We start from the raw sequence: 25816 nt of genomic DNA, 5'->3' as shown, positions 1-25816 counted from the left end.
CGGGCCGGTGACCGGGCGGGCCCGCCGTCACTGCTGGTGCAGCCCGCGGCCCGCCAGGGTCAGGAACGCCTCGCCGACCGCCTCCGACAGGGTGGGGTGGGCGTGCACGTGCCGGGCCACGTCGGCGGGCTCGGCGTCCCAGCCGACGATCAGCTGGCTCTCGGCGATCATCTCCGACACGTGCGGGCCCACCAGGTGCACCCCGAGCACCCGGCCGCCCCCGGCCTCGGCGACGACCTTCACCATCCCGCCCTGCCCGTGCACCATTCCCTTGGCCACGGCCGTCAGCGGCATCACGTTGACGGCCGGCTCGTACCCACGCGCGCGTGCCTCCGCCTCGCTCAGCCCCACGGCGGCGGTCTGCGGCGCCGAGTACGTCACCCGGGGCACGGCCGCGTAGTCGACGGGCGCGGACGGCACGCCCGCCAGCGTCTCGGCCACCAGCAGGCCCTCCGCGAAGGACGCGTGGGCCAGCCCGAGCGACGGCGGCGGCAGCAGGTCGCCCACCACGTGGACACCGGGCACGGCCGTCTCCAGCCGGTCCCAGTCCGCCGGTACGACGAAGCCGCGCTCGTCGGTGCCGAGACCCGCCGCGCCCAGGTCCAGCCCGTCGGTGACCGGTGCCCGGCCGACGGCCACCAGCAGCCGCTCGGCCTCCACCACGAGGGCCTCGCCGCGCGCCGTGCGCACGCGCGCGCGGGCGCCGTCGTCCAGCACCTGCGCGTCCAGCAGCCGCGCACCCACCCGCACGTCGACGCCGCGCTTCTTCAGACCCCGCGTCAGATGACGGCTCACGTCGGCGTCCTCCAGCGGCACGATCCGGTCCGCGGCCTCCACCAGGGTGACCTCCGCGCCCATCGAACGGTGGAACGAGGCGTACTCGACGCCGATCGCGCCCCCGCCCAGCACCAGGACGGACGCCGGCAGCCCGGGCGCGAAGAGCGCGTCGTCGCTCGTCACCACGCGCCGCCCGTCCGGGTCGAGCCCCGGGAGCGTGCGCGGGCGTGAACCGGTGGCCAGCACGATGCCGCGGCGCGCGGTGAGGCCGGGGCCGCCGTCCACGCGTACGGAACGCGGTCCCGTGAGCCGCGCGCTGCCCCGCAGCACCGTCACGCCCGCGTGCGCCAGATGCGCCTCCACGCCCCGGTGGTTGCGCGCCACGATGTCGTCGCGGGTGGCGACCAGGGCCGGCCAGTCGACGCCGTCCAGGCTCGCCTTCACCCCCCAGCGCTCACGCGCCTCGGCGACGCCGTCGACCAGTTCGGCGGCGTGCAGCATCGCCTTGCTCGGGATGCAGCCGCGGTGCAGGCACGTGCCGCCGACCTTGTCGCGTTCGACCAGGGCGACGTCGAGACCCAGGGCCGCGGCACGCAGCGCGGTGCTGTAACCGCCGGTGCCGCCGCCGATGACGATCACGTCGTGTGTGTTCATGGCCTCAGCCTCCGCCCGGCCCTTGCCATGAGTCCAAGGCAATGTTCTTGTGGGTTCGATGCAGGACGTTCATGACGTGCGGCAGGCCGGCGCGGCTCGCGGGGCCGGGTCCGGAACGGGGGAGCGGGAAATGAGTCTGCGCCAGATGGAGTACTTCATGGCCGTCGTCGACGAGGCGTCGTTCACCCGGGCGGCCGAGACCCTGCATGTCACGCAGTCCGCGCTCTCTCACCAGATCAAGGCACTGGAGAGGTCGGTCGGCGGTCCCCTGCTGGAGCGCATGCCGCGCGGGGTGCGCCTGACGCCGATGGGCCGCGCCTTCCGGCCGCACGCCGAACTCGCCGTCCGCAGCGCCGCCCAGGCCCGCCGCGCGGCCCGCGCGGCCGCCGGGGCCGAGGGCGGGGAACTGCACGTCGCGGCCGTGCACTCGGTCGCCGTCGGCATCCTGCCCGACGTCTTCGCCCGCTGGCGCGCCGCGCACCCCGGGGTCCTGCTGCACCTCCACGAGTACGCGACGACCGAGGCGCTGGAGGAGGAGGTCGAGCGCGGCACCGCGGACCTCGCCGTCGGCCCGGCGCCCCGCGACTGGCCCGGCACGGTCGTCCCGGTCGGCGAGGAGGAGATCGTCCTGGTGGTGCCCTTCGACGACCGTTTCGCGGGCCGTACGACGGTGACGCTGCCGGAACTCGCGGACCGGCCCTGGGTGCGGTGCGCCATGGAACCCGTCGTCGAGGGCGAGCGCTTCCTCGACCTGGTGTGCGGACGGGCGGGATTCCGGCCGCTCACCGCCGTCTTCACCGAGCACACGTCGACGGCCGTGCGGATGGCCGCCGCCGGCGTCGGGGTGTGCACCGCGCCCTCGCACATCGTGGGCGGGGCGGTCGGCGAGGACTGCGTGGTCCTGACGCCCGACCCGCCGTGGCGGCGGCCGCTGACGGTCTTCGCCCGCGTCCCCCCGACCGGCGCCGCCGAGGCATTCGTCGACCTGCTCCGCACGACGTGGCCCGCCCCGGGCGCCCCTGCGGCGCCGGCACAGCCGCAGGACGCCTGCGGCTCCGTGGGCGGAGCGGCGGCTTGAGTCCGGCCGTACGTCCTGCGGCAGTCCGGCGTCGGGGCGTTCGTCCTCCTGATGCACGCGACGTGGCCCGGCCGGGACCCCGGCGGGCTGAGTCCCACCCCGACCCGCCCTCCGGGACGGTCGTGTCGGGTACGGCTGTGCGCGCCGTTACGCGCCCGGCGTCCGCGGAACGGGTGTCCGCCGCACGGCACGCGCGTGGGGAGCAGGGCACCGTGCTCCGGCTTCGCCTCCGCCCGGCGCGGACCCTGGCCCACGGCCGCCGTCGGGCCGCGTCGCGCCCGGCCGTCGTGGGTCGCGGCGTGTACCCACCGTGCCGGGAGCCACCGTCGCGGCGCGCCCCGTCAGCCCGTCTCCGTCGGCGTCCCGGTCCGTTCCAGCAGGGCCACCGGCAGGTCCGCGAACAGCTCCTCCACGCGTACGTGCCCCTCGAACTCACGGCCGGGGCACAGTGCGTCGGCCCAGCGGCCCGGCGGCAGAGCGAGCGTCGTCCCGTGCCAGCCGCCCGACTCGGCCAGCCGCAGGGACAGCCGGGTCACGGCCGTCAGGACCTGGCCGGAGCGCACGAACGCCACGCAGTGCGCCGCCGCGGGGCCGTCGGCGGGCAGCGCCTCGTACGTCGCCGTGTCGCCGAACGCGTCGGGCCGCCGTGCCCGCACCGCCAGCGCCGCCCGGGTCACCGCGTCCTTGTCCCCGGGGCCGGCGGGCGGGAAGCCGACGGGCCGCCGGTTGTCGGGGTCCACCAGCGCCCGGTACTCGCCCTCGGTGCCCTGGTAGAGGTCGGGCACGCCCGGCATCGTGAGGTGGGTCAGGGCCGTGCCGAGGACATTGGCCCGGATGTGGGGCTCCAGCCCGGCCCGGAAGGCGGCCACCCGCTCGCCGGGCGCGCCGCACGGCCCCTTCGCCACGAACCGGGCGACCGCCTCCTCGTACGCCGGCTCCTGCTCGGTCCAGCTGGTGTACATCCCCGCCTCGCGCACATGCTTCAGCAGCGCCTGCCCCACGCGCTCCCCGTCCGCCGGTCCCAGCCCGAACACCGTCTGCCAGGCCGCCCACCCAAGCTGCCCGTCCGGCGCCCCCTCGCCGGCGCCGGCGACCTCCGCGAGGAGGTCCGCCCAGCGCTCCGGGCACTCGGTGAGCACCGCCAGCGCGGCGCGCACGTCGGCGCTGCGCTTGGTGTCGTGGGTCGACACGACCGTGCCGGTCGTGGGCCAGTCGCGCTGCACACGCGCGCAGTACGCGTGGAACAGCTCCGGAGACACCGCCGGACTCCCCGGGTTCCCGCCCACCTCGGTGGCCGACAGCAGCGGCACATAGCGGTAGAACGCCGTGTCCTCGACCGACTTGGCGCGCAGCGCCGACGCCGTCTGGGCGAACCGCGTCCGGAACTCCACGTGGTCCGGCCCGTCACCGAACCGCCCCAGCACCAGGTCGCGCACCACGTCCACCGCACCGGCCTCCTCCGGCACCGCGAACGCCCGCCGCGCCTCGGCCGCCGCCTCCTCGGTGACGACCGACGCCGCGTCCACCGATGCGTAGGGCCGGTACACCTCCAGCCGTACCAGCAGCTCCCGCAGCGCGGTGCGCAGCGCCCACGGCGCCCGGTCGCGCAGCGCGGCGTACGGCGAGGCGACGCACAGCCGGTGCGCCACCCGGGTCAGCCGGTCCGTCTCGGTGGCCAACTCGTGCGTGAGCACCTTGTACGCCGCCCGCCGCACCGTGGCCGCCCAGTCCCCGCCCCGGTCCGGCTGCGGGGCGGCGAACCCGCGGTACCGCCCGAGGAGTTCCCCGTACCCCGTCGGGTCGGTGAACAGCCCGTCGATGTGCCGCAGGGCGTCGTAGCCGGTCGTGCCCGCGACGGGCCACGCCGCGGGCAGCCGCTCCCCGTCCGCCAGGATCTTCTCCACGACCGTCCACCGGCCGCCGCTCGCCTCGTGCAGCCGCCGCAGGTAGCCGTCGGGGTCCGCGAGGCCGTCGGGGTGGTCGACGCGCAGCCCGTCGATCACGCCCTCGCGCAGCAGCCGCAGGACCGTGGCGTGCGTGGCCTCGAACACCTCCGGGTCCTCCACCCGCACCCCGATCAGCTCGGAGATGCTGAAGAAGCGCCGGTAGTTCAGCTCCGTGCGGGCCAGCCGCCACCACACCGGCCGGTACCACTGCGCGTCCAGCAGCTGGGGCAGCGGCAGGTCCCCGGTGCCCTCCCGGAGGGGGAAGACGTGGTCGTGGTAGCGCAGCACGTCGCCGTCGGCCCGCAGGTCGTCCAGCACCTCGCCGACGGGCGCGCCCAGCACGGGCAGCAGCACCTGGCCGCCCTGCGCCTGCCAGTCGATGTCGAACCACCGCGCGTACGGCGACTTCGGCCCCTCCCGCAGCACCTCCCACAGGGCGCGGTTGTGACGGGGGGACATCGCCATGTGGTTCGGCACGATGTCCACCACCAGCCCGAGACCGTGCTCCCGCGCGGTGCGTGCCAGGGCCCGCAGTCCCTCCTCGCCGCCCAGCTCCTCGCGCACCCGCTCGGGGTCGACCACGTCGTAGCCGTGCAGCGAGCCCGGGACGGCCTCCAGGACGGGGGACAGGTGCAGATGGGTCACACCGAGCGAGGCCAGGTACGGCACGGCCGCCGCGGCGGCCCCGAAGGGGAACTCGGGCTGGAGCTGCAGCCGGTACGTGGCGAGGGGAGCCTGGGGGGCGGTCTGGGCCGGGAGGGACGTGGGCACCGGGTCGGGTCGCTCAGGTGTCATGGAAAGCTACGTACCCGCCTCGCCGCCTTTCGTGTCATCAGCCCATCCCCGGGCGCACCCGCGCGTGGCTAGCTTCGAGCGATGGGCAGCACACGGAGTACGGCGGACACGGAGCGACGGCACCGCACGCTGCGGACGTACCGGGAGGTCGTCGGGCTGTCCGGCCCACTGCTGCCCGTGGTCTCGTTCCTGGGGCGGCTGCCGACGGCCACCATCCAGTTCGGCAGCGTGCTGCTCGTCGCCCGCACCAGCGGCTCCCTGGCCGCCGCCGGACTGACCGGCGGTGCGCTCGCCGTCGGGCAGGTGGCGTGCGGCCCGCTGGTGGGCCGGCTCGCGGACCGGCACGGCCAGCGCACGGTCGTCCTCCTCTTCAGCCTGGCCAACGCCCTGGCGATCGCCGCGCTCGTGGCCGGCGCGCTGGCCCGCCTGCCGACGCCCGCGCTGGCCGCCCTGGGCGCGGTGGCGGGCGCCAGTGTGCCGCTGATCGGTCCGCTGGCCCGGGTCCGGCTGGTGGCCCTCGCCCGGCGCGCGGGGGCCTGCGAACCGACCGTGGGCGCCGCCCTGTCCTTCGAGAGCACCCTCGACGAGATCTCCTTCGTGCTCGGCCCGGCCCTGGTCGGCCTGGCGGCGGTGCTGGCCCACCCCGCCCACGCCCTGGGCGCCGCCGCCCTGCTGGTGGTCGTGTGCGGCACGGGCTTCGCGCTGCACCCGACGGCCCGGGCGACGGGCAACGCCGCGCTTCCCGCGCCCGACGCCCCACCGGCGCGCGCCCGGGTCCGCATGCCCCGCTCCGTGCACGCCCTCTACACCTCCCTCGCCCTCCAGGGCGCGATGTTCGGGGCCTGCCAGGCGGGGATCACCGCGTTCACCGAGCGGCTCGGACAGGGCGACCAGGCCGGGCTGGTGTACGCCGCCATGGGGGTGATGAGCGCGGGCGCGGGGCTCGCCATGGCCGCCGTACCCGCCCGTGTCGGCCTGCGGACCCGCCGGCGGGCGGCCACCGCGACGGCGTGCGTGCTGTCGCTGCCGCTGCTGTGGACGGACACCCTGGCCGGCCTGTACGCGGTCGTCACCGTCCTCGGCATCGCCTACGCACCCCACCTGATCACCGTCCTGGCGCTGACCGAGCGGACGGTGCCGCGCGCCCGGCTCGCCGAGGCGATGGCCTACGCGACCAGCGCGATCGTCGGCGGCCAGGCCCTGGCGGTGGCCGTCACCGGCCGCCTCGCCGAGTCCCACGGTCCCGCGGCGGCCTTCACGGCGGCGACCGCGACCGCCGGTCTGGCCTTCGCGATCGCCCTGGCCGCCCGCCCCGCGTCGTACGCCGCGCACAGCGGAGCGGTCCGCCACGCGCGCGTGGCGGACCGTTCCGGCGACACGGCGTCCTAGACGGGCCGCTGCAGGACCGTCAGGCTCCGGTCCACCAGCGTCAGCCGGTCCCCGGCCTGTACCTTCGCCCCCGTCCGGGCCGGTACCCCCTCGGTGCGGGCGGTGTCGACCACCACCTCCCACTGCCGGCCGTGGTCCACGGGCACCACGAAGTCCAGGGACTTCGGCGAGGCGTTGAACATCAGCAGGAACGAGTCGTCGGCGATGCGTTCCCCGCGCGCGCCCGGCTCGGAGATCGCGTTGCCGTTCAGGAACACCGTCAGGGCCGACGCCCGCGCCGAGTTCCAGTCCCGCTGGGTCATCTCCGCGCCCTCCGGGGTGAACCAGGCGATGTCCGACAGATCGTCGTGGGTGCCCTCCACGGGCCGGCCGTGGAAGAAGCGCCGCCTGCGGAAGACCGGGTGGTCCTTGCGGAGCCACACCATCGCGCGCGTGAAGTCCAGCAGTGTGGTGTCGGCGTCCTCGCCCTCGGGCCAGGACACCCACGCCAGCTCGTTGTCCTGGCAGTAGGCGTTGTTGTTGCCCCGCTGGGTGCGGGCGAACTCGTCGCCGTGGCTGATCATCGGCACGCCCTGGGACAGCAGCAGCGTGGCGATGAAGTTCCGCATCTGCCGCGCCCGCAGCTCCCGTACCGCCGGGTCGTCGGTGTCGCCCTCGGCGCCGCAGTTCCAGGACCGGTTGTGGCTCTCGCCGTCCCGGTTGTCCTCGCCGTTGGCCTCGTTGTGCTTGTCGTTGTAGGAGACCAGGTCGTGCAGGGTGAAGCCGTCGTGGCAGGTGACGAAGTTGATGGAGGCCAGCGGGCGGCGCCCGTCGTCCTGGTAGAGGTCGGACGAGCCGGTCAGCCGGGACGCGAACTCCGCCAGGGTGCGCTGCTCGCCGCGCCACAGATCCCGCACCGTGTCCCGGTACTTGCCGTTCCACTCGGTCCACAGCGGCGGGAAGTTGCCCACCTGGTAGCCGCCCTCGCCCACGTCCCACGGCTCGGCGATCAGCTTGACCTGCGAGACCACGGGGTCCTGCTGGACCAGGTCGAAGAAGGACGACAGCCGGTCCACCTCGTGGAACTGCCGCGCCAGGGTCGCCGCGAGGTCGAAGCGGAACCCGTCGACGTGCATCTCGGTGACCCAGTACCGCAGCGAATCCATGATCATCTGGAGGACGTGCGGGGACCGCATGAGCAGCGAGTTCCCGGTGCCCGTGGTGTCCATGTAGTACCGGGGGTCATCGGTCAGCCGGTAGTAGGACGGGTTGTCGATGCCCTTGAAGGACAGCGTCGGGCCCAGGTGGTTGCCCTCGGCGGTGTGGTTGTAGACCACGTCGAGGATGACCTCGATGCCCGCCTCGTGCAGCGCCTTCACCGCCGACTTGAACTCCAGCACCTGCTGGCCGCGGTCGCCCCAGGAGGCGTACGCGTTGTGCGGGGCGAAGAAGCCGATCGTGTTGTAGCCCCAGTAGTTGTTCAGCTCCATGTCGACCAGGCGGTGGTCGTTCACGAACTGGTGCACCGGCATCAGCTCCAGCGCGGTCACCCCCAGCTCGGTCAGGTGCTCGATGACCGCCGGGTGCGCGAGGGCGGCGTAGGTGCCGCGCAGCTCCTCGGGGAGCCCGGGGTGGCGCATGGTGAGGCCCTTCACGTGGGCCTCGTAGATCACCGTGTGGTGGTACTCCGTCCGGGGGCGCCGGTCGTCGCCCCAGTCGAAGTACGGGTTGACCACGACCGACGACATCGTGTGCGGCGCCGAGTCGAGGTCGTTGCGCCGGTCGGGGTCGTCGAAGTGGTAGCCGTACACCTCCTCGCCCCACTGGATCGAGCCGCTGATCGCACGCGCGTACGGGTCGAGGAGCAGTTTCGCGGAGTTGCAGCGCAGCCCGCGCTCCGGCGCGTAGGGGCCGTGGACGCGGTAGCCGTACCGCTGCCCCGGCATCACGCCCGGCACGTACGCGTGCCGGACGAACGCGTCGCTCTCCCGCAGTTCCACCGCCGTCTCCGAGCCGTCGTCGTGCAGCAGACACAGCTCTACTCGGTCCGCGGCCTCCGTGAAGACCGCGAAGTTGGTCCCGGCGCCGTCGTACGTGGCACCGAGTGGATATGCCTCTCCAGGCCAGACCTGCATGGACACGACTCTTTCAGGTGTGCGGCGCCGGTGCGGACGCCTTGGCTCCGAGTCTCCCCGAAAGTGAGGCGACCACCTAGCACTCACGTGCCTCTTACCCACCGCGCGCCGATCCGTTCCCGGTGAGTTCCCGGCCGTCCTGTCCGCACCGTACGACGTCACCGCTATGAATCCGCTCACTCACCCCGGGCCCGGTGCCCGGAACGGGCCCGTGGATCAGGGCCGTTGGGAAAACCGGCCTGCCCATCCGGCTGCACCGCACACCGCTCGCGGAGTACCCTTCCTTGATCGTTGGACGGGGTCTGACCGGGAGTGCTCCCAGGGAGCGGAAGGCGGTGCGCGGGTGGGCTCGGGAGGGCTGGAGCTGCCCCCTGGTGACGAGGGTCACGAGGGGAACTCCACGGACGTCCCGCCCGGTGCGGTGTCCCTGGCGCGGCCCATGAACGCGGGTGCGATCGGTCCGGAACTGGACTGGGACGCCGAGGCCTGGCACGAGGTGCGCACGCGCGCGCAGCGGGCCGGCCGGGCCTACATCTGGCTGAACCTCGTCGAGCAGCGGCTGCGCGCGGTCGTCGCCGCCGTCCTGCGGCCGATCTACGAACCCGTCCACGGCGACGACTGGGTGGTCGCCGCCGCCGGACCCGCCGGGCAGGAGTGGGTGCAGCGCGCCGTCGCCGTCCGCGAGGTCAGCCGCCGCAAGGGCTACCTCCTCGACCCCGCGGACGACAACGTGCTGAGCTTCCTCACACTGCCCCAGTTGCGCGAGCTGATGGTCCAGCACTGGCCGTGCTTCGAGCCCTACGTGGACGAGCGCCGGGACGTGGAACTGGCCCTGGACGAGCTGGAGGTCACCCGCAACGTCGTCTCCCGCAACCGGGCGCTGTCCGAGGCGGTCCTGAACCAGGCCGAACGGGCCTCGGCACGGCTGCTGGAGGTCCTCGGCACGGGCAGCGACCTGCCGTCCACGCGCCGGCTGCCGGTCGACGCGGTGGAGGACCTGGTCGGCGACCGGTACGCCGACGTGGTGGCCGTGCACCCGGACCGGGTCCGGCTGCTGCGCCAGTTCCCGGCGGAGGACATCTTCGGCAGGGCCCGCCGCCTGGACGCCCTCGGCATCGGCCTCAACCTGCTCGTGCAGAACTTCTCCGGCCGCCGGCTGCTCCGGCTGGCCGAGTCCGGCGGCCGGGTGCGGCTGCTGTTCCTGAACCCCGCCTCCAGCGCGATCAAACGCCGCGAGCGCGAACTGGGCATCAAGCGCGGCGAGCTGAGCCGCGCCGTCGAGACGAACATCCTGCACATGCGCCGGGTGCGTTCCCGGCTGCGGGACCCAGGGGCCTTCGAGATCCAGGTCTTCGACGAGACGCCCCGCTTCACGGCCTACCTCGTGGACGGGGACGGCGCCGACGGCATCGCGGTCGTGCAGTCCTACCTGCGCCGGACGCGGGGGATGGAGGCGCCGGTGCTCGTCCTGCGCAACGGGCGCAACGGCGGCAGGGTCGTGAAGTCGGACCAGGTGGACGAAGGTGGACTTTTCCCCACCTACCGTGAGGAGTTCGAGCAGATGTGGGCGGATTCCCGACCGGTGTCCTGAAGGCGGGCCCCGGCCGACCGGCACAAACGGAATGCGATCCTCTGATTGTCAGTGGCCCGTGCGAAGGTGGGAACCACTGGGGGAACGCACCACCGAGGAGGGGGACCGCCCATGGGCTGGCACCGGGAGCTGCTGATCGGCTTCGACCTGGAGACGACGGGCACCGATCCGCGCGAGGCGCGCATCGTCGCCGGCGCCGTGATCGAGGTCAGGGGCGGCGAGCCGCTCGGCCGCCGCGAATGGCTGGCCGACCCCGGCGTGGAGATCCCGGCGGACGCGGTCGCGGTGCACGGCATCAGCAACGAGCGTGCGGTCACCGAGGGCCGCCCCGCCGACCAGGTCGCCGACGCCATCGCCGGAGTCCTCACGGACCACTGGAAGGCGGGCGTCCCGGTCGTCGCCTACAACGCGGCCTTCGACCTCACCCTGCTCAGTGCCGAACTGCGGCGCCACGGGCTGCCGTCCCTGCGGGAGCGCCTGGGCGGCCTGGACCCCGCGCCCGTCATAGACCCGTACACCATCGACCGCTCCGTGGACCGCTACCGGCGCGGCAAGCGCAACCTGGAAGCGGTCTGCCGGGAGTACGGCGTCCCGCTCGACGCCGCCCACGACGCCTCGGCCGACGCCCTCGCCGCGGCCCGGCTGGCCTTCGCGATAGCCGGCCGCCACCCCAAGGTCGCCGCCCTCGGCCCGGCGGAGCTGCACCGCCGACAGATCGAGTGGTACGCGCAGTGGGCGGCGGACTTCCAGGGCTTCCTGCGCCGCAAGGGCGACGCCACGGCCGTCGTCGACGGGACCTGGCCGGTCCGCGAGTTGGCCGGCGAGCCGGTCTGACCCGGTCCCGCCGGGCCCCCGGTCAGAACGGGTACCAGCGCACCGTCGGATCCTCGTCCCGCAGCGACGCCACCCGGCGTTCGAACTCCGCCAGCGCCTTCGGGTTGCTCGGCGCGTGCTGGGCCACCCAGGCGCAGCTGGCCGTCTCGCGGGCCCCGCGCAGCACCGCGCAGCCCTCCCATTCGCGCACGTCCCAGCCGTAGGTCGCCGTGAAGGCGTCGTACGCCTCGGCGGGCAGCCCGTAGCGGTCCCGGCTGAGGGCCATCACCACCAGGTCGTGCTCGCGCAGGTCGGCGGAGAAGGTCTCCAGGTCGACCAGGACCGGACCGTCGGGACCGACGTGCACATTGCGGGGGAGCGCGTCGCCGTGGATCGGGCCCGGCGGCAGATGCGGCGTGAGCGCGGCGGCGGCCGTCGCGAAGCCGTCGCGGCGCCCGCGCAGATACGCCGCGTCCGCCGGGTCGATCGCGTCGCCGGCGAGCCGCAGCCAGCGCTCCACACCGCCCAGCAGCTCGCGGGGCGGCAGCTCGAAGGAGGGGGAGGGCAGCGCGTGGACGAGCCGCAGCAGCCCGGCCACGTCCCGCGGTTCGGTGGGCCGCACGGCGTCGGGCAGCCGGTGCCACACGGTCACGGGATGCCCGTCGACCATCAGCGCCTCCGGCCGGGCCGCCCGCACCGCGGGCACACCGGCCTCCTCCAGCCACACCGCGACGGCCAGTTCCCGGCCGGCCCGCCCGAGGAGCTCGGCGTCGCGGCCCACCTTGACCGCCAGGCCGCCGGCGGCGAAGACCGCGTTCTCGCCGAGGGCGAGCAGCCGCGCCTCCCGCGCCGCACCGGGCAGCACCTCCGCCGCGGCCAGCACCTCCCGCGCCCGTGCCTCGTCCATCGTCCGCCCTCCGTGTCCGTCCTGGTCCGTCGTCACCGCCCCCGCCGTCGCCCGGGCAGGCACGGTGCGCCTGAGCCGGTGCGGTCGCCGGGGACGGGCCCGGGTCTCCGCCGGGGGCCGGCACACGTCAGCCGTGCGCGTCCACCGTCGGGATCCCGCCATCCGTCGGCCAGTGTCGCATTCGCACAGGTGGGAGCGTGTGCGCGGTCTCTTGACGGGGCACAGCGCCTTCACGACCATGACCAGGCCCGTCCGAGCCGCGCGAAGGGGCTGACCACGTGACATCGGTGACCGAGGTGAGGAGACCGGCGCGCCACGCGCCCGGCAGGGACCGGCCACGGCGCGGACCCGGCCACGGCGCCTGGTTCCTGGTGCTGCCCGCGCTGATCCCCATCCTGGTGCTCAGCGTCGGACCGCTGCTCCACGGCATCCTGCTGGCGTTCACCGACGCCCAGTCGGGCCGGACCGAGCCCACCCAGTGGATCGGCACCCTGAACTTCCAGGACCTGCTGCACGACACGCTGTTCTGGGAGTCGTTCCGCATCGGACTGGTGTGGGCGGTCGGCGTCACCGTGCCGCAGTTCCTGCTCGCGCTCGGCCTCGCCCTGCTGCTCGACCAGAACCTGCGGCTGCGCTGGCTCGCCCGCGCCCTGGCGATCATCCCCTGGGCGATGCCCGAGGTCGTCGTCGGCATCATGTGGCGGCTGGTCTACAACCCGGACGCCGGCATCCTCAACGAGACCCTGCGCGACCTCGGTCTCGGCGACGGCCGCGACTGGCTCAGCGGCCTCGCCACGGCCCTGCCCGCCGTGATCGTCGTCGGCGTCTGGGCCGGCATGCCGCAGACCACGGTCGCCCTGCTCGCCGGCCTGCAGAACACCCCGCGCGAGCTGCACGAGGCCGCGGCGGTCGACGGCGCCGGTGCCTGGCGGCGCTTCCGCACGGTCACCTGGCCCGCCCTGAAACCGGTCGCGCTCGCCATCACCGCGCTCAACCTCATCTGGAACTTCAACTCCTTCGCCCTGGTCTACGTGCTGACCAGCGGCGGCCCCGGCGGCCGGACCCGGCTGCCCATGCTCTTCGCCTACGAGGAGGCCTTCCGCTACGGGCAGTTCGGTTACGCGGCGGCGATGGGCTGCGTCATGGTGGCCGTGATCTCGGTCCTGCTGGCCGTCTTCCTCGTCGGCCGGCTCAGGGGAGGTGACGACGCGTGAGGACCTCGACCGGAGCCCGCGTGGGCCAGTACGCCGCGCTGCTCGCCTATCTCGTCTTCCTGGCCTTCCCGTTCCTCTGGCTCCTCTCCACCGCGTTCAAACCGCCCCGCGAGCTGGCGAGCCTCCACCCCACCTGGATCCCGGAGAACCCCACCCTCGACAACTTCCGCCAGGCCTTCGACGAGCAGCCGCTGCTGCGCGCCGCGCTCAACTCCCTGGTCGCCGCCCTCGGCGCCGCCGTGATCGCCGTGCTGATCGCGACGCCGATGGCATACGTCATGGCCCGGCACCGCGGCCGGCTCACCAGGGCGGCCACCGGATGGGTCGTGGTCAGCCAGGCCTTCCCCTTCGTCCTGCTGATCATCCCGCTCTTCCTGGTCCTGAAGAACCTGCGGCTGATCAACTCCGTGGCCGGGCTGGTGATGGTGTACGTCGTGTGGTCGCTGCCGTTCGCGCTGTGGATGCTCGCGGGATACGTCCGCGCCGTACCCGCCGAGCTGGAGGAGGCCGCGGCGGTCGACGGAGCCGGGCGGCTGCGCACCCTCGTCTCGGTGACCGCGCCCCTGCTCGCACCGGGGATCGTGGCGACGGCGCTGTTCGCGTTCATCACCGCGTGGAACGAGTTCTTCTTCGCGCTGGTGCTGCTGAAGACACCGGAGAAACAGACACTGCCGGTCGTGCTCACCCACTTCATCGGCGCCGAGGGCGTCGCGGACCTCGGCCCGCTGGCGGCGGCGGCCTTCCTCGCGACGCTGCCCTCACTGGTCGTCTTCGCGCTCATCCAGCGGCGGATCACGGGCGGCATGCTCGCCGGGGCGGTGAAGAGCTGATGCGCACCAGGACCACCGCCGTGCTCGTCGCGCTCGTCCTGCTGCTCGCGGCCTGCACCGGCGCGGGCGGCGACGCCGACGACGGCCGGATCACCCTGCGGTTCCAGTCCCTGGCCTGGCAGGAGGAGTCCGTGAAGGCCAACAAGGAACTGGTGCGGGAGTGGAACGCGGCCCATCCGGACGTGCGGGTCGAGTACGTCCAGGGCAGCTGGGACAGCGTCCACGACCAGCTCCTCACCTCCTTCGAGGGCGGCGAGGCGCCGGACATCATCCACGACGCCTCCGACGACCTCGCGGACTTCGCCTACGGCGGCTACCTCGCCGACCTCACCGACCTGCTGCCCCAGCGGCTGAAGAACGACATCCCCCGGCCGGGCTGGGAGACGGTCACCTTCGGCGACGGCGTCTACGGCGTGCCGTTCCTCCAGGAACCCCGCGTCCTGATCGCCAACAGGGCCCTGCTGGAGGAGTCCGGCGTCCGGATCCCGACACCTGGACACCCCTGGACCTGGCCGGAGTTCCGGCAGGTGACAAAGCGGCTGAGCGGCGACGGGAAGTACGGCGTGGCCTGGCCGCTCAAGGAGCCCGTGTCCGCCACGCTCAACCTGTCGCTGTCCACCGGCGGGAAGCTGTTCCACCGCGACGCGGACGGCAAGGTCACCGTCCGGTTCGAGGAGGCCGACCAGGTGGTGCCGCGCACCGTCCACGACCAGGTCGGCCGCGACCGCAGCGCCTCCGCGTCCACCCTGGGCAGCGGCGGCTCCGACACCCTGCCCGGCTTCTTCGCGGGCAAGTACGCGATGGTGCCGCTCGGCTTCTCCTACCGTCAGCAGATCGCACAGCAGGCACCCGAGGGCTTCGACTGGCAGGTCCTGCCCGCCCCGGCCGGCGCCGACGGGCTCGCCCAGGGCGTCAGCCCGCAGACGCTGTCCGTCGCCGAGGACAGCCCGCACAAGAAGGAGGCCGCCGCGTTCGTCGACTTCCTCCTCCAGCCGGACAACATGGTCCGTCTCGCCCTCGGCGACTGGATGCTGCCCACCGGCACCCGGGCCCTGGCGGACCCCGCCCTGCACACGCCCGAGAACGGCTGGGCCACCGGCACCGCCCTCGCCGCCCACCTGCGCCCGGCACCCGCGCAGTCCGTCCGCGGCTACGCCGAGTGGAAGGACAAGGTGGCCACCCCCGCGCTCCAGGAGTACTACAGCGGGGCGATCGGCATGGAGGAGCTGCGCGAGAGGCTGGAGGAGGACGGCAACCTCGTACTCGCCCGCTACCAGCGCTGACGCGGCGTACGGGTAAACAGCTTGCACGAGACGTATCGTCTCGCATACGGTCGCGGCATGACCAGTCGCGCCCACATCGCCATGTTCTCCATCGCCGCGCACGGCCACGTGAACCCCAGCCTGGAGGTGATCCGCGAACTCGTCGCGCGGGGGCACCGGGTGACCTACGCGATCCCGCCGCTCTTCGCGGAGAAGGTCGCCGAGACGGGCGCCGAACCGAAACCGTGGAACAGCACGCTGCCCGGCCCCGACGACGACCCCGAGGCGTGGGGCACCACCCTGCTCGACAACGTCGAGCCGTTCCTGAACGACGCCGTCCAGGCGCTGCCCCAGCTCATCGAGGCGTACGAGGGGGACGAGCCGGACCTGGTCCTGCACGACATCACCTCCTACCCGGCCCGTGTCCTCGCCCACCGCTGGGGCGTGCCCGCCGTCTCCCTCTCGCCGAACCTGGTCGCCTGGGAGGGCTACGAGCGGGAGGTCGCCGAGCCGATGTGGGAGGAGCCGCGGAAGACCGAGCGCGGCCGGGCCTACTACGCCCGCTTCCACGCCTGGCTGGAGGAGAACGGGATCACTCAGCACCCCGACCCGTTCGTCGGCCGCCCCGCCCGCTCCCTGGTGCTCATCCCGAAGGCGCTCCAGCCCAACGCCGACCGGGTGGACGAGACGGTGCACACCTTCGTCGGCGCCTGTCAGGGCGACCGTGCCGCCGAGGGCGACTGGCGCCGTCCCGACGGTGCCGAGAAGGTCGTGCTCGTCTCCCTCGGGTCCTCCTTCACCAAGCGGCCCGCGTTCTACCGGGAGTGCGTCGAGGCGTTCGGCGACCTGCCCGGCTGGCACCTGGTGCTCCAGGTCGGCAAGCACGTCGACCGCGCCGAGCTGGGTGACGTACCGGCGAACGTGGACGTGCGGACGTGGGTGCCGCAGCTGGCGGTCCTCAAGGAGGCCGACCTGTTCGTCACCCACGCGGGCGCGGGCGGCAGCCAGGAGGGCCTGGCCACCGCCACACCGATGATCGCCGTACCGCAGGCCGTGGACCAGTTCGGCAACGCGGACATGCTCCAGGCCCTCGGCGTGGCCCGGCACCTGCCCACCGAGGACACCACCGCCGAGGCACTGCGCACCGCCGCCCTCGCCCTGGTCGACGATCCGGAGGTGGCCGCGCGCCTGAAGGAGGTCCAGGAGCAGATGGCCCAGGAGGGCGGCACCCGGCGGGCGGCCGACCTGATCGAGGCGGAGCTGGCGGCGGCGCGGTCCTGACCGCACCGGTGACGGCGAAGGGCCCGTCGGTTCCCCCGGAACCGACGGGCCCTCACCTCTTCCCGGGCCGCTCAGACGCCGACCCGCTCGCCCTCGTCGTCCCGGGCCGGCGGAGCGACCGCCTCGGGTGCCTCGTCGTGGGTGAGATCCGGCAGCCGGTGCAGCCACTTCGGCAGGTACCAGTTCCGCTCGCCGAGCAGGGACATCACGGCCGGCAGCAGCACGCCCCGGATGACGGTCGCGTCGATCAGCACCGCCGCCGCCAGGCCCACGCCCATCTGCTTCATGGACTGCATGGAGAGCGTGCCGAAGATGGCGAACACGGCGACCATGATGACCGCGGCGCTGGTGACGACCCCGGCCGTGGTGACCACGCCGTGCTGGATCGCGTCCCTGGTGGTCCGGCCGCGCAGCCGCGCCTCACGGATCCGCGAGACCACGAACACGTGATAGTCCATCGACAGGCCGAAGAGGATCACGAAGAGGAACAGCGGCAGCCAGGTGACGATGGCGCCGACCCCCTCCGCGCCCACCAGCGAGGCGCCCCAGCCGTGCTGGAAGACGGCGACGAGGATGCCGTACGCCGCGCCCACCGACAGCAGGTTCAGCACGATCGAGGTGATCGCGACTGTCAGGGAGCGGAACGACAGCAGCATCAGCAGGAAGGCGAAGACCACGACGAACACGAAGACCGGCACCACCGAGCCGACGAGCTGGTCGTTGAAGTCCTTGTTGCCGGCCACCTGCCCGGTGATCGGCGCCTCGACGCCGTCGACCGTGCCGAGCGTGGCGGGCCGTACGTCGTCGCGCAGCTTGTCCAGGCTCTCGCCCGCCTTGTCCTGGTCGGAACCGCCGACCAGCGGGACGTACACCAGGGCGACGTTCTGCTCGTCGTGCATGGTGATGTCGACCGGTCCGCGCGAGGCACCCGAACTGACCGCCCGCTCCCGGAAGTCGGCGAGCGCGGCCCGCACCTCGGGCGCGTTGATGTCGTCGGCCTTGACGACCACCTCGGCCGGATCGGAGCCGCCGGGGAAGGCGTCGTTGACCCGGTTGTACGTCTGCACGATGGGCAGCGAGTCGCCGAACTCCTGGTCCAGGGTGAGGTTCTGCGTCTTCATGCCGACGGCGGGGGCGGCGACGGCCAGCAGGGCGCCGACCGCCACGGCGGCGGCGAGCACCGGCTTGGCGAGCACGCGCCGCAGCACGGCGGTCCAGAACCGGCTGCCCTCCTCGGTGCCCCGGCGCTGACGCCGGCGCAGGAACGGGACGCGCCCCTTCTCCACCCGCTCGCCCAGCAGGGACAGCAGCGCCGGCAGCACCGTCACCGAGCCGACCATGGCGACCGCGACGACCATCAGCGAGGCCAGACCCATCGCCTCGAACTCGGCGATGCCGGTGAACAGCATGCCCGCCATCGCCACGCACACCGTCACACCGGAGACGACGATCGCCCGGCCACTGGTGGCGGCGGCGATCCGCAGCGCGGTCTGCGCGTCCCGGCCGGCGGCCCGCTCCTCGCGCTCACGGCGCAGATAGAACAGGCAGTAGTCGACGCCGACGGCAAGACCGACCAGCAGCATCACGGAGTTGGCGGTGTCGCTCATCGGCTGGAAGTGACTGACGAGGCCCATCAGGCCCATCGTCGCCACGATCGCGGTGATCGCCAGCGCCACCGGCACCAGCGCGGCCACCAGCGCGCCGAAGGCGACGAGCAGGATGCCGAGGGCCACCGGCACCGCGGAGTACTCGGCCTTCTGGAAGTCGTCGCCGAACGCGTCGTCGAACGTCTTCATCATGCTGGCGCCGCCGATCTCCTCGATCCGCAGCGACCCGTGGTCCTTCTGGACGCCCTCGACGGCCTTCAGCACCGGCTCGACCCGCTCGCCCGCGGTGTCCGCCTCGCCGCGCATGTCGAACTGCACCAGCGCGCTGCGGCCGTCCTTCGAGATCGTCTTCGCCTCGTACGGGGAGGTCACCCCCGTGACCTCCCCGGTGCCCTCCACCGCCGCGACGACCGCGGTGACGGCGGCGCGGAACTCGGCGTCCGTGGCCGTCAGCTTCCCGTCCTTCGCCTGGATCAGGACGCTCTCACTGGCCGGTTCGTCGATCCCGGCGTCCTCGACGATCCGGGCGGCGGTGTGCGTCTCGCCCCCCATCTGGTCGCTGTCCTTGACGTCGACCCGGCCGGCCGCCGAACCGAGCCCCATCGCCAGGACGACGAACAGTACCCAGATCCCGACGGCAGCCCATCGGTGCCGGGCGCTCCAGCCGCCGGCCCGGGCGGCGATGCCCCGCACCCGTGTGTCTCCGTTCCCCATGACGGGCTTGCCCCCTCGTCTGCGGTGGAGGCCCCCTGCCGCCACCTTCCGATTCGAAGGTATGGCCCGGATAAGTCCGTCTCGTCGTGCTGACCGGTGAAGTGGGGCGGGTCCGGCTCATCCCCTCGTATGCCCGCTCTCACCGCTGGGGAGGACGGTGGCCCCTTACATCTACCGGGGCCTCTCGGGGGCGGTGATCAGGGGGCGCCCGGCGGCAGGGATTCCGCCAGGTTTCCTTCCGCAGGGTTGTTGAACAAGTCACAGGCGCGTGCAGTGGTTGAACCCCGCTCCCGGATCGGCGAGAGTGGCGCGCACGTCCGCGCGGCGGACGCGGCCGTCGCGCCCACCCCCACGGGGCGCGACGGCCGCTCTATGGTGTGCGCATGACGACGACGTATGCGGCGCTGCTGCGCGGGATCAACGTGGGCGGCGCCAGGAAGGTCCCGATGGCCGAGCTGCGCACGCTCCTGGAGGGCCTCGGCCACGATGCCGTACGCACCCATCTGCAGAGCGGGCAGGCCGTGTTCACGTCCGGTCACGGGGACGAGGAGTCCCTGGCCGCCGAGTTGTCGCAGACGATCGAGAAGCACTTCGGCTTCCCTGTGGACGTGATCGTGCGCGACCACGCCTATCTGCGGGCCGTCGCCGAGGCCTGCCCCTTCCCCGCCGCCGACCTGGAGGCGAAACAGCTCCACGTCACCTACTTCTCGGCGCCGGTCGACGAGGAGCGCTTCGCGTCCGTCGACCGGGCCGCCTTCCTCCCCGAGGAGTTCCGGCTCGGCGACCGCGCCCTGTACCTGTACGCGCCGGACGGCCTGGGCCGCTCCAAGCTCGCCGAAACCCTCTCCAAGCCCCGCGTGAACAAGGGCGTGATCGCCACCAGCCGCAACTGGAACACGGTCGTCAAACTGGTGGAACTGACCGCGCCCGGGTCCTGATCGGCATCCGTATTGGACCAGTGACACGGTGCGGAATTGGGCCGCGACGTTGTACCGCCCGGCTCGTAGCGTTGCCGCATGAGCACAGCGAGCCGCACGGACACCACGGCCCCCGCACGCGTCGACTTCTGGTTCGACCCCGCCTGCCCCTTCGCCTGGATCACCTCGCGCTGGCTGCTGGAGGTCGAACGGGAACGCCCCCTCGACCTCCGCTTCCACGTGATGAGCCTGTACCTGCACAACACCGGCAACGACCTGCCGGACTGGTACCGGGACCTCGTCGACCGTTCCCTCGGCCCGGTGCGGGTCGCGGTGGCCGCCGCCGAACGGCACGGGGACGAGGTGCTGCGCGAGCTGTACACCGCGTTCGGCACCCGCATCCACGAGCAGGGCACCGAGGACTTCGACAAGGTGGTCGCCGACTCGCTCGCCGCACTCGGCCTGGCGCCCGGACTGGCCGCCGCCGCGCACGACCCGTCGTACGACGACGCCGTACGCCGCAGCCACGAGGCCGGCGCCGAGCCCGAGTCGGGCGGCTACGTCGGCACCCCGACGCTGCACGTCGACGGGACGGTGTGGTTCGGGCCGGTTCTGCGGGCCGTCCCGCGCGGCACCCGCGCCGCGGAACTCTTCGACAGCTTCCGCGTCCTGGCGGGCGAGCCCGACCTCTTCGAGCTCAAGCGCACCCGCACGGGCACGCTGTCGTTCGGCTGAGCCCGCGTCAGGCGCCGACCGCCACCAGCGCCGGCAGCGGCGTCCGCGCCGCGTCGTACCGCTCCAGCAGCAGCCGCGCCACCTCGGGCGCCGGGCCCAGCACGTCCGCCAGCACGTCCGCCCCGGCCGCGCCCCGCGCGATGCGGTCCGGCAGGAAGCCGGGGGCCAGCACGTACGGGGCGACGGCGACGCGTTCGCAGCCGGCGGCACGCAGTGCGCGGACCGCATCCTCGGTGCGGGGAAGGGATGCGGAGGCGAACGCAGGCCGCACGGCGCACCAACCGGTGTGCCGCCACTCCCGCGCGATTTCTGCGATCACTGCGATCGCCTCCGGGTCGGAGGACCCCGCCGAGGCCAGCACGACCCCGGTCGAGGACTTGTCGGCAGGCGTGAGGCCCGCCTCGTACAGGCGCCGCTCCAGCGCCGACAGCAGCAGCGGGGAGGGGCCGAGCACCTCCGCCTGCCGGATCCTCAGCCGGGCCGGCGCGTCCGCGAGGACGGCCGGGATGTCGGCCTTGGCGTGGAAGGCGCGGGTCAGCAGCAGCGGCAGCGCCACCACGTCCCGCACCCCCTCCGTCGCCAGGGACTCCAGCACGCCCTGCACGGAGGGCACGTTGAAGTCCAGGAAGCCGGTCTCCACCCGTACGTCCGGGCGCTGCGCCCTGACCCGGCGGACCAGGGCGTGCACGGTCGCGGCGTGCCGCGGATCGCGGCTGCCGTGGGCGACGACCAGAAGGACGGGGCGGGCGTGACGGACGGGGCGGACCGGACGGTGCATGGTGTGCCTCAGTTCCTCACCAGCAGACCGCGGCTGCGCAGCACCCACCGCTCCAGCGGGCTGAAGATCAGCAGGTCGATGGCGATGCCGACGATCAGGATCAGCAGGATGGCCTCGAAGACCATGGCCATGTCGCTGGCGTTGCGGCCGTTCTCCAGGAGCTGGCCGAGGCCCACTCCCAGGTCGGGGAAGGACGCGATGATCTCGGCGGCCATCAGCGACCGCCAGGAGAAGGCCCAGCCCTGCTTCAGCCCCGCCACATAGCCGGGCAGCGCGGCCGGCAGCACGATGTGCCAGGTGCCCCTCAGCCCCGTCGCGCCCAGCGTGCGGCCCGCCCGCAGGAACAGCGGGGACACCTGGTCCACGCCGGACACCAGACCGTTGGCGATGGACGGCACCGCGCCCAGCAGGATGACGGCGTACATCATCGTGTTGTTCAGCCCCAGCCAGATCACGGCCGGCGGCACCCAGGCCACCGACGGCAGCGACTGGAGGCCGGACAGGATCGGGCCGATCGCGGCCCGCACGAACTTCACCCGCGCCACCAGCAGCCCCAGCGGGGTGCCGATCAGCAGCGCGAAGCAGAAGCCGAGCAGGCCGCGCGAGACGCTGGTCCAGATGTAGCCGAGCAGCTCGCCCTGGAGCCACGCCTGGTGGACGACGTCCCACACGGCGGACGGGGCGGGCAGCTTGGTCGGGTCGTCGACGACGCCGAACGAGACCAGCCCCTGCCAGACCGCCAGCACCAGGAGCACCGCGACGGTGGGCGGCAGGATCTTCTCGACGAAGGTCTGCCGGAACGGCGTGCGGCCCTGCTGCACCGTCTCCAGTGCGTCCAGGCCCGCCTCCAGACCGGCGAGGTCGCCGCCGTCCTTCGCCGGGCTGGTCGTATCAGTGCTGGCCATGGCGGCGGATCTCCCCACGCAGTTCTTCGGTGATCTCGACGGACAGTTCCGCCACCGCGGTGTCCTCGATGCGGCGCGGGTGCGGGATGCCCACCGTCCACTGGCGCGCGACGCGCCCCGGGCGGGAGGACAGCAGCACCACACGCTCGGCGAGCCGCACGGCCTCGCGCACGTTGTGCGTGACGAACAGGACGGACAGCCGCGTCTCGCGCCAGATCCGGGTCAGTTCGTCGTGCAGCACGTCCCGCGTGATCGCGTCCAGCGCCGCGAACGGCTCGTCCATCAGCAGCAGCTTGCTCTCCTGCGCGAGAGCGCGCGCCATCGCGACACGCTGGCGCATGCCGCCCGACAGCTCGTGCACCCGCTTGCCGTACGCGCCCTTCAGCCGGACGAGTTCGAGCAGTTCCTCGGCCTTGTCGCGGCGCTCGGACTTGGGCACGCCGCGCAGCCTGAGGGCGAGTTCGATGTTCTTGCCCGCGGTCAGCCACGGGAACAGGGCGTGCTCCTGGAACATCAGGGCCGGCCGCCCGTCCGTGGTGATGGCGCCGGCGCTGGGCCTGTCCAGGCCCGCCACCAGGTTCAGCAGCGTGGACTTGCCGCAGCCGGAGGCCCCCAGGAGGGTGACGAACTCGCCGGGCGCGACATCGAGGGTGATGTCGTCCAGCACGAGCTGCTGTCCGGCGGGGCCCGCGAACGACTTCGAGACGTGCTCGATCCGGGCGGCGTGCGTGGCCGCATCGGTGCCGTCGGCGGCCTTGGCGAGGGTCGTGGCCATGGTCGTCACCTCCTGGGATTGGTCGGATCCGGGCTTACTTGACGCCGAGGCCGGCGTCGTCGACCGCGGGCTCACCCTTGGCCGCGAGGACCTTGTTGAGCAGCGTGAGGTCGTAGATGCCCGCGAGGTCGGGCTCCTTCAGCAGACCGGCCTTCACGGCGTGCTCCGCCTGGGCGTCGAGGGTGGCGGCCAGCGGGTCGTCGGTGACCTCGATCGACTTCCACGCCGGGTCCAGGACCTCGGCCGGCAGAGCCTTGCCCGTGTCCTTCTTCAGCTGCTTGTTGGCCGCGGCCTTCGCCTCGTCCGGGTTGGCCTTGATCCACTCGTTGGTGTCGACCGAGGCCTTCAGGACGGCCTCGACGGCCTTCGGGTGCTCCTTCAGGAACTTCTGCGACACGATGATGTTCGTGATCACGAACTTCTTGTCCGGCCACAGCGTCGACTCGTCCAGCAGCACCTTGCCGCCCTCGGCGACCAGCTTGGAGGCGGTCGGCTCCGGCACCCAGGCGCCGTCCAGGGAGCCCGACTTGTAGGCGTCCGGGGTGACCTTGTTGTCGCTGCGGACGACCGTCACATCGCCCTTGCCGCTCTGTGCGTCGACCTTCCAGCCCTGCTCGGCGATCCAGTTGAGGAACGCCACGTCCTGCGTGTTGCCGAGCTGCGGGGTCGCGATGCGCTTGCCCTTGAGGTCCTTCAGGGACTTGATCTTGTCGGGGTTCACCACCAGCTTCACGCCGCCGGAGGCCGAACCGCCGATGATCCGCAGGCTCTTGCCGTCCGACTTCGTGTAGCCGTTGATCGAGGGGGAGGGGCCGATCCAGCCGATGTCGATGGAGCCGGAGTTCAGCGCCTCGATCTCGGACGGGCCGGCGTTGAAGGTCGCGTACTTGGCCTCGGTCGCACCCAGCGCCTTCTGGAAGAAGCCCTTCTGGTTCCCGACCAGGGCGGTGGCGTGCGTGAGGTTGCCGAAGTAGCCGATGCGCACGGAGTCGAGACCGTCGATCTTCTCGGCGCCCGCGGCGACCTTGGCGGTGTCGTCGTCCTTCGCGTCGGAGCCGTACCCGCAGGCGGCGAGGGTCAGGAGCGGCAGGGCGGCTATGACCGCGAGGGTGCGGCGCAGGGCGGTGGTGGCAGGCACGGGAGGCGTTCCTCTCGTTGGCCCGGCGGTCACGCCTGTCGGTTCGTCCGAGGTGTCAGGTCGTGGCCGGGAGGTCGGCAGGTCTTCGGCTGTGCGGGTGGGGGGTGTGGGCGCGCATGCGGTGCGCGTACGTCAGCGCGCACATCGCGCCACTCCGCCCTGCCCGCTGCCGAGAGCACCGCTGCCGACGCGGCCGCCCTCCTTGGCGAACGTGGAGTAGAAGTCGGAGGCGTTCATGCTCAGAAGTCCCACCCGTCTTCGTCGTCGGGGTCCTTGACCGGTTCCGGGGCGGCGAAGGACTCGCCGACCATCCCGGCGGTGAGCGTGGTGCCGTCGCTCGGGTCGATCAGGATGAACGAGCCGGTGCGGCGGGAGTCCGCGTAGGAGTCGGCGGGCAGCGGCTCGGCGGTACGGATCTTCACGCGGCCGATGTCGTTGGCGACGAGCTGCCCGGGGTGCGGGTGCAGGGACAGGTCGTCCAGCGTGAGCCGGGCCGGTATGTCCTTGACGATCGCCTTGACCGTGCGGGTGCCGTGCTTGAGCAGCACGCGGTGGCCCACGGTCAGCGGCGCGTCGGCGACGTGGCAGACGGTGGCCTCGACGTCCTGCGTGGTGGCCGGGGCGTCCTTGCTGGGCACGATCAGGTCGCCGCGGGAGACGTCGATGTCGTCCTCCAGCAGCAGCGTCACCGACTGCGGCGTCCAGGCCGCGTCGACCGGCTCGCCCAGCAGGTCGATGCCGGTCACCTTCGAGGTGCGGCCCGACGGCAGCACGGTGACCGGGTCGCCGATGCGGAAGGTGCCGGCGGCGATCTGGCCCGCGTAACCCCGGTAGTCGGGGTGCTCGGCGGTGCGCGGACGGATCACGTACTGCACGGGCAGCCGGGCGTGGCAGTGCGCCAGGTCGTGGCTGACCGGGACGGTCTCCAGGTGCTCCAGGACGGTCGGGCCGCCGTACCAGTCCATGACCGCGGACGGCTCCACCACGTTGTCGCCGGCGAGCGCCGAGATCGGGATCGCGGTGACCTCGGGGATGCCCAGCTCGGTCGCGTACGCCGTGAACTCCTCGGCGATGGCGGCGAACACGGACTCCTTGTACTCCACCAGGTCCATCTTGTTGACGGCGAGCACGACGTGCGGCACCCGCAGCAGCGCGGCGATCGCGGCGTGCCGGCGGGTCTGCTCGACGACGCCGTTGCGGGCGTCGACCAGGATCACCGTCAGCTCGGCCGTGGAGGCGCCGGTGACCATGTTCCGCGTGTACTGCACGTGCCCCGGGGTGTCGGCCAGGATGAAGCGGCGCCGGGGCGTGGCGAAGTAGCGGTAGGCCACGTCGATGGTGATGCCCTGCTCGCGCTCGGCCCGCAGGCCGTCGGTGAGCAGTGCCAGGTCCGGGGCCTCCTGGCCGCGGCTCGCGGAGGCGCGCTCCACGGCCTCCAGCTGGTCCACGAGGACCGACTTGGAGTCGTGCAGCAGGCGGCCGACCAGGGTGGACTTGCCGTCGTCGACGGACCCGGCGGTGGCGAACCGCAGCAGGGTGGTCTCCGACAGCTGCTCGACCGACAGCGGCTCGGTGGGCTCGGTGGTGCTGGTCATG

The 25816-nt window shown here is 72.9% G+C and carries 20 protein-coding genes; 10 read left to right on the top strand and 10 right to left on the bottom strand.

What is annotated here, in order from left to right:
* Nucleotides 1–27: 27 nt before the first annotated feature.
* On the bottom strand, nucleotides 28–1431 hold the full coding sequence (gene lpdA / locus ACIRG6_RS32965; protein ID WP_403325313.1) for a dihydrolipoyl dehydrogenase: 1404 nt from the start codon (nucleotides 1429–1431) through the stop codon (nucleotides 28–30).
* A 130-nt stretch (nucleotides 1432–1561) separates the two neighbouring features.
* On the opposite strand from lpdA, the gene ACIRG6_RS32960 reads away from it, so the two are divergent.
* Complete coding sequence (locus tag ACIRG6_RS32960; protein ID WP_403325311.1) at nucleotides 1562–2509, top strand: LysR family transcriptional regulator; 948 nt, start codon at nucleotides 1562–1564, stop codon at nucleotides 2507–2509.
* Nucleotides 2510–2850: 341 nt separating this feature from the next.
* On the opposite strand, the gene treY is transcribed toward ACIRG6_RS32960, so the two are convergent.
* A complete protein-coding gene (gene treY / locus ACIRG6_RS32955; RefSeq protein ID WP_403325309.1) occupies nucleotides 2851–5250 on the bottom strand; it encodes a malto-oligosyltrehalose synthase in 2400 nt (799 codons plus the stop codon).
* Nucleotides 5251–5331: 81 nt separating this feature from the next.
* Here treY and ACIRG6_RS32950 point away from each other — a divergent pair, with 81 nt between their 5' ends.
* The gene (locus tag ACIRG6_RS32950; RefSeq protein WP_403325307.1) at nucleotides 5332–6639 is read left to right on the top strand and encodes an MFS transporter; all 1308 of its coding nucleotides are present in this window, start codon (nucleotides 5332–5334) and stop codon (nucleotides 6637–6639) included.
* On the opposite strand, the gene glgX is transcribed toward ACIRG6_RS32950, so the two are convergent.
* The gene (gene glgX / locus ACIRG6_RS32945) at nucleotides 6636–8753 is read right to left on the bottom strand and encodes a glycogen debranching protein GlgX (protein ID WP_239764084.1); all 2118 of its coding nucleotides are present in this window, start codon (nucleotides 8751–8753) and stop codon (nucleotides 6636–6638) included. The genes ACIRG6_RS32950 and glgX overlap by 4 nt on opposite strands.
* A gap of 343 nt (nucleotides 8754–9096) precedes the next feature.
* Here glgX and ACIRG6_RS32940 point away from each other — a divergent pair, with 343 nt between their 5' ends.
* The gene (locus ACIRG6_RS32940) at nucleotides 9097–10344 is read left to right on the top strand and encodes an SAV2148 family HEPN domain-containing protein (protein WP_364821054.1); all 1248 of its coding nucleotides are present in this window, start codon (nucleotides 9097–9099) and stop codon (nucleotides 10342–10344) included.
* 111 nt (nucleotides 10345–10455) lie between these two features.
* Nucleotides 10456–11178: a 3'-5' exonuclease gene (locus ACIRG6_RS32935; protein WP_403325304.1), complete on the top strand. Its 723-nt coding sequence runs from the start codon at nucleotides 10456–10458 to the stop codon at nucleotides 11176–11178.
* A gap of 22 nt (nucleotides 11179–11200) precedes the next feature.
* On the opposite strand, the gene ACIRG6_RS32930 is transcribed toward ACIRG6_RS32935, so the two are convergent.
* A complete protein-coding gene (locus tag ACIRG6_RS32930) occupies nucleotides 11201–12064 on the bottom strand; it encodes a phosphotransferase enzyme family protein (RefSeq protein WP_364821051.1) in 864 nt (287 codons plus the stop codon).
* A 278-nt stretch (nucleotides 12065–12342) separates the two neighbouring features.
* Here ACIRG6_RS32930 and ACIRG6_RS32925 point away from each other — a divergent pair, with 278 nt between their 5' ends.
* Genes ACIRG6_RS32925 through mgt form a run of 4 tightly spaced genes read left to right on the top strand, consistent with a single transcriptional unit; the run spans nucleotide 12343 to nucleotide 16651 of the window.
* Complete coding sequence (locus tag ACIRG6_RS32925; RefSeq protein ID WP_403325302.1) at nucleotides 12343–13278, top strand: carbohydrate ABC transporter permease; 936 nt, start codon at nucleotides 12343–12345, stop codon at nucleotides 13276–13278.
* A complete protein-coding gene (locus tag ACIRG6_RS32920; protein ID WP_403325300.1) occupies nucleotides 13275–14108 on the top strand; it encodes a carbohydrate ABC transporter permease in 834 nt (277 codons plus the stop codon). The genes ACIRG6_RS32925 and ACIRG6_RS32920 overlap by 4 nt, the downstream gene beginning before the upstream one ends.
* Nucleotides 14108–15391, top strand: a complete 1284-nt coding sequence (locus ACIRG6_RS32915) for an ABC transporter substrate-binding protein (protein ID WP_364678773.1) — start codon at nucleotides 14108–14110, stop codon at nucleotides 15389–15391. Before ACIRG6_RS32920 ends, ACIRG6_RS32915 begins: the two co-directional genes overlap by 1 nt.
* 57 nt (nucleotides 15392–15448) lie before the next feature.
* Entirely contained in the window at nucleotides 15449–16651 is a 1203-nt protein-coding gene (mgt, locus tag ACIRG6_RS32910) for a macrolide-inactivating glycosyltransferase (RefSeq protein ID WP_403325297.1), read from the top strand.
* 71 nt (nucleotides 16652–16722) lie between these two features.
* On the opposite strand, the gene ACIRG6_RS32905 is transcribed toward mgt, so the two are convergent.
* The gene (locus tag ACIRG6_RS32905; RefSeq protein ID WP_364678779.1) at nucleotides 16723–18972 is read right to left on the bottom strand and encodes an MMPL family transporter; all 2250 of its coding nucleotides are present in this window, start codon (nucleotides 18970–18972) and stop codon (nucleotides 16723–16725) included.
* Between the two features lie 383 nt (nucleotides 18973–19355).
* On the opposite strand from ACIRG6_RS32905, the gene ACIRG6_RS32900 reads away from it, so the two are divergent.
* Both ACIRG6_RS32900 and ACIRG6_RS32895 read left to right on the top strand, forming a co-directional pair.
* Nucleotides 19356–19910, top strand: coding sequence for a DUF1697 domain-containing protein (locus ACIRG6_RS32900; RefSeq protein WP_364678782.1), 555 nt, complete (start codon nucleotides 19356–19358; stop codon nucleotides 19908–19910).
* 78 nt (nucleotides 19911–19988) lie between these two features.
* Nucleotides 19989–20624 carry a mycothiol-dependent nitroreductase Rv2466c family protein gene (locus ACIRG6_RS32895; protein WP_318214928.1) on the top strand — a complete coding sequence of 212 codons (636 nt, stop codon included), beginning with the start codon at nucleotides 19989–19991 and terminating at the stop codon, nucleotides 20622–20624.
* A 7-nt stretch (nucleotides 20625–20631) separates the two neighbouring features.
* On the opposite strand, the gene ACIRG6_RS32890 is transcribed toward ACIRG6_RS32895, so the two are convergent.
* The 5 genes from ACIRG6_RS32890 to ACIRG6_RS32870 form a co-directional block, all read right to left on the bottom strand.
* Nucleotides 20632–21402, bottom strand: coding sequence for a sirohydrochlorin chelatase (locus ACIRG6_RS32890; RefSeq protein ID WP_364678788.1), 771 nt, complete (start codon nucleotides 21400–21402; stop codon nucleotides 20632–20634).
* 8 nt (nucleotides 21403–21410) lie between these two features.
* Nucleotides 21411–22307 carry an ABC transporter permease gene (locus ACIRG6_RS32885; protein WP_403325294.1) on the bottom strand — a complete coding sequence of 299 codons (897 nt, stop codon included), beginning with the start codon at nucleotides 22305–22307 and terminating at the stop codon, nucleotides 21411–21413.
* Nucleotides 22294–23082, bottom strand: a complete 789-nt coding sequence (locus ACIRG6_RS32880; RefSeq protein WP_364678794.1) for an ABC transporter ATP-binding protein — start codon at nucleotides 23080–23082, stop codon at nucleotides 22294–22296. Before ACIRG6_RS32880 ends, ACIRG6_RS32885 begins: the two co-directional genes overlap by 14 nt.
* A gap of 34 nt (nucleotides 23083–23116) precedes the next feature.
* Nucleotides 23117–24220, bottom strand: coding sequence for an aliphatic sulfonate ABC transporter substrate-binding protein (locus tag ACIRG6_RS32875; RefSeq protein ID WP_364678797.1), 1104 nt, complete (start codon nucleotides 24218–24220; stop codon nucleotides 23117–23119).
* 239 nt (nucleotides 24221–24459) lie between these two features.
* Nucleotides 24460–25815 carry a sulfate adenylyltransferase subunit 1 gene (locus ACIRG6_RS32870; protein WP_318214933.1) on the bottom strand — a complete coding sequence of 452 codons (1356 nt, stop codon included), beginning with the start codon at nucleotides 25813–25815 and terminating at the stop codon, nucleotides 24460–24462.
* Nucleotide 25816 lies beyond the last annotated feature (1 nt).

Origin of the sequence: Streptomyces flaveolus (assembly GCF_044765825.1) — a bacterium.
Lineage (GTDB): Bacteria > Actinomycetota > Actinomycetes > Streptomycetales > Streptomycetaceae > Streptomyces > Streptomyces flaveolus.
Note: the sequence above shows the minus strand (reverse complement) of the source record. Positions and strands in the feature narration are given on the sequence as shown.

What these genes read in the sequence shown, in the direction of transcription:
- lpdA (WP_403325313.1), bottom strand. Translation starts at nt 1,431, where the DNA reads ATGAACACACACGACGTGATCGTCATCGGCGGCGGCACCGGCGGTTAC.
- ACIRG6_RS32960 (WP_403325311.1), top strand. Translation starts at nt 1,562, where the DNA reads ATGAGTCTGCGCCAGATGGAGTACTTCATGGCCGTCGTCGACGAGGCG.
- treY (WP_403325309.1), bottom strand. Translation starts at nt 5,250, where the DNA reads ATGACACCTGAGCGACCCGACCCGGTGCCCACGTCCCTCCCGGCCCAG.
- ACIRG6_RS32950 (WP_403325307.1), top strand. Translation starts at nt 5,332, where the DNA reads ATGGGCAGCACACGGAGTACGGCGGACACGGAGCGACGGCACCGCACG.
- glgX (WP_239764084.1), bottom strand. Translation starts at nt 8,753, where the DNA reads ATGCAGGTCTGGCCTGGAGAGGCATATCCACTCGGTGCCACGTACGAC.
- ACIRG6_RS32935 (WP_403325304.1), top strand. Translation starts at nt 10,456, where the DNA reads ATGGGCTGGCACCGGGAGCTGCTGATCGGCTTCGACCTGGAGACGACG.
- ACIRG6_RS32930 (WP_364821051.1), bottom strand. Translation starts at nt 12,064, where the DNA reads ATGGACGAGGCACGGGCGCGGGAGGTGCTGGCCGCGGCGGAGGTGCTG.
- ACIRG6_RS32915 (WP_364678773.1), top strand. Translation starts at nt 14,108, where the DNA reads ATGCGCACCAGGACCACCGCCGTGCTCGTCGCGCTCGTCCTGCTGCTC.
- mgt (WP_403325297.1), top strand. Translation starts at nt 15,449, where the DNA reads ATGACCAGTCGCGCCCACATCGCCATGTTCTCCATCGCCGCGCACGGC.
- ACIRG6_RS32905 (WP_364678779.1), bottom strand. Translation starts at nt 18,972, where the DNA reads ATGGGGAACGGAGACACACGGGTGCGGGGCATCGCCGCCCGGGCCGGC.
- ACIRG6_RS32900 (WP_364678782.1), top strand. Translation starts at nt 19,356, where the DNA reads ATGACGACGACGTATGCGGCGCTGCTGCGCGGGATCAACGTGGGCGGC.
- ACIRG6_RS32895 (WP_318214928.1), top strand. Translation starts at nt 19,989, where the DNA reads ATGAGCACAGCGAGCCGCACGGACACCACGGCCCCCGCACGCGTCGAC.
- ACIRG6_RS32890 (WP_364678788.1), bottom strand. Translation starts at nt 21,402, where the DNA reads ATGCACCGTCCGGTCCGCCCCGTCCGTCACGCCCGCCCCGTCCTTCTG.
- ACIRG6_RS32885 (WP_403325294.1), bottom strand. Translation starts at nt 22,307, where the DNA reads ATGGCCAGCACTGATACGACCAGCCCGGCGAAGGACGGCGGCGACCTC.
- ACIRG6_RS32880 (WP_364678794.1), bottom strand. Translation starts at nt 23,082, where the DNA reads ATGGCCACGACCCTCGCCAAGGCCGCCGACGGCACCGATGCGGCCACG.
- ACIRG6_RS32870 (WP_318214933.1), bottom strand. Translation starts at nt 25,815, where the DNA reads ATGACCAGCACCACCGAGCCCACCGAGCCGCTGTCGGTCGAGCAGCTG.